Annotated in this window: 1 protein-coding gene and 1 pseudogene; one reads left to right on the forward strand and one right to left on the reverse strand. The window is 70.2% G+C overall.

Annotated elements, in window-relative coordinates:
• Positions 1–876: pseudogene (locus EYA84_RS29880) on the reverse strand (ABC transporter); the annotation flags it as partial.
• 219 nt (positions 877–1,095) lie between these two features.
• Between EYA84_RS29880 and dnaK the strand changes: the two are divergent.
• Positions 1,096–2,882: molecular chaperone DnaK (gene dnaK / locus EYA84_RS29885; protein ID WP_131057465.1), on the forward strand; the 1,787-nt coding region annotated here is incomplete at its 3' end.

Genomic DNA, 2,882 nt, shown 5'->3' on the forward strand with positions numbered 1-2,882 from the left:
GGCCAGCCGGGCGAACCAGTCCGCCAACGGCGCGGTGACCCGGTCCGGCAGCAGCCCCTGGCCGTCGACCCAGGTCTCCGGCAGGACGAACAGCGGCGCCGCGCCGAGATCCTGCTCGGCCAGCATCTCGGCGAGGTGGGCGGCGACCTCGTCGGTGGCCTCGGCGGGCACCCGGTCGAGGACCAGCGCGATGACCGCGCCCCGGGCCCGCGCACCGTGCAGCAGTTCCCAGGGCACGGCGTCGGCGTACCGGGCGGCGGTGGTGACGAAGAGCCAGAGGTCGGCGGCGGCGAGCAGTTGGTTGGCCAGCGCGCGGTTGGCGTCGACCACCGAGTCGATGTCGGGAGCGTCCAGGAACGCCAGCCCGGGGGCCAGGGCCGGGGCGGTGACCAGGTGCAGCGAACGCGGGTCGTCGCTGGGCTGGTTGGTGCGGGTCAGCCCGGGCAGCAGTTCGCCGCGACGGAACCAGGGCGAGTCGGCCGGATTGCAGACCAGGACCGGCGAGCGGGTGGTCGGGCGCAGCACCCCGGCGGCACTGACCCGCGCCTGGACCAGGCTGTTGACCAGGGTCGACTTGCCGGCGCCGGTGGAACCGCCGACCACCACGAGCAGCGGCGCGTCGAGGCGGGAGAGCCGCGGCAGCAGGTAGTCGTCGAGCTGGTCGGCGAGAGCGGCGGCCGTCCGTCCGGCGGGCTCCGCCGAGGGCAGGACCAGCGGGAATCGCGCCGTTCCGATCGCGGCCCGCAGGCTGGCCAGCACGGCGGGCAGGGCGTCGTCCCCGATTGCCGCGGGCCGGTCCTCCCCGCCGGTGGAGCCGGTGCGGGCTGCGACGGCGGGCGTGCCGAAAGGTGAGGCGGAATCGCCGTTCGTCGTCACCGCTAAAGCGTGCCCGACCGACACAAGGTAAGACAACCAGTCGGTATCGAACGGTGACTTGCGCCAACCCGACTCAACCTCGACTTGACGATTCCGGGGGGCGTGGCACTATTGAGTCACGTTCACTCAACTTGAGGTGGGGTCGCTGTGGGCGACACCGCCGGTCAGGGCGACGGGGGGCCCGTCACCTGCACAACGTTACGAAGCGAGGAAGCGAAGATGGCACGTGCGGTCGGTATCGACCTCGGCACGACGAACTCCTGCGTCAGCGTCCTGGAGGGCGGTGAGCCCACCGTCATCGCCAATGCCGAGGGCTCGCGGACGACCCCGTCGATCGTCGCGTTCGCCCGCAACGGCGAGGTGCTCGTCGGCGAGGTGGCCAAGCGCCAGGCGGTGACGAACCCGGACCGGACGATCCGCTCGGTCAAGCGGGAGATCGGCACCAACTGGTCCGTCGACATCGACGGCAAGAAGTACACCCCGCAGGAGATCTCGGCCCGGACGCTGATGAAGCTCAAGCGGGACGCCGAGGCGTACCTGGGCGAGCAGATCACCGACGCGGTGATCACCGTCCCGGCGTACTTCAACGACGGCCAGCGTCAGGCCACCAAGGAGGCCGGCGAGATCGCCGGCTTCAACGTGCTGCGGATCGTGAACGAGCCGACCGCGGCCGCCCTGGCGTACGGCCTGGACAAGGGTTCCAAGGAGCAGACCGTCCTGGTCTTCGACCTCGGTGGCGGCACCTTCGACGTGTCGCTGCTGGAGTTGGCCGAGGGCGTCATCGAGGTCAAGTCGACCAGCGGTGACAACCTGCTCGGCGGCGACGACTGGGACCAGCGGATCATCGACCACCTGGTGAAGACCTTCCGGGGCGAGCACGGCATCGACCTGTCGCAGGACAAGATGGCGTTGCAGCGACTCAAGGAGGCCGCCGAGAAGGCCAAGATCGAGCTGTCCGCCGCCACCACCAGCAACATCAACCTGCCGTACATCACCGCCGGTTCCGCCGGCCCGCTGCACCTGGACGTCACGCTCAGCCGGGCCGAGTTCCAGCGCATGACGCAGGACCTGCTGGACCGCTGCAAGGGCCCGTTCGAGCAGGCCGTCAAGGACGCCGGGATCAAGGTCTCGGACGTCGAGCACGTGATCCTGGTCGGCGGCTCGACCCGGATGCCGGCCGTGACCGACCTGGTCAAGCAGCTCACCGGCCGCGAGCCCAACAAGGGCGTCAACCCGGACGAGGTCGTCGCCGTCGGCGCCGCCCTCCAGGCCGGTGTGCTCAAGGGCGAGGTCAAGGACGTCCTGCTGCTCGACGTGACCCCGCTGAGCCTGGGCATCGAGACCAAGGGCGGCATCTTCACCAAGCTGATCGAGCGCAACACCACCATCCCGACCAAGCGGTCCGAGGTGTTCACCACCGCCGACGACAACCAGCCGTCGGTGCTGATCCAGGTCTTCCAGGGTGAGCGCGAGATCGCCGCGTACAACAAGAAGCTCGGCACCTTCGAGCTGACCGGTCTCCCGCCGGCCCCGCGTGGCGTGCCGCAGATCGAGGTCACGTTCGACATCGACGCCAACGGCATCGTCAACGTGCACGCGAAGGACCTGGGCACCGGCAAGGAGCAGAAGATGACCATCACCGGCGGCTCCTCGCTGCCGAAGGATGACATCGAGCGGATGCGCCGGGACGCCGAGGAGCACGCCGAGGAGGACAAGCGCCGTCGCGACGAGGCCGAGAGCCGCAACGTCGCCGAGGCCCTCCAGTGGCAGACCGAGAAGTTCCTCGCCGAGAACGGCGACAAGCTGCCCGCCGAGAACCGCGACAAGCTGAACGAGGCGCTCGGTGAGCTGCGCGGCGCGCTCGGTGGCAGCGACATCGATAAGATCAAGTCGGCACACGAGCGGCTGGCGCAGGTCTCGCAGGAGGCGGGCTCGCTGCTCTACGCGCAGCAGGCCGAGCAGCCCCAGGGCGGCGAGGCGGGCGGCGCGGCCGGTGCGGGCGCGGG

Source organism: Verrucosispora sp. SN26_14.1, assembly GCF_004307965.1.
In the GTDB taxonomy this organism is placed as follows: Bacteria; Actinomycetota; Actinomycetes; order Mycobacteriales; family Micromonosporaceae; genus Micromonospora.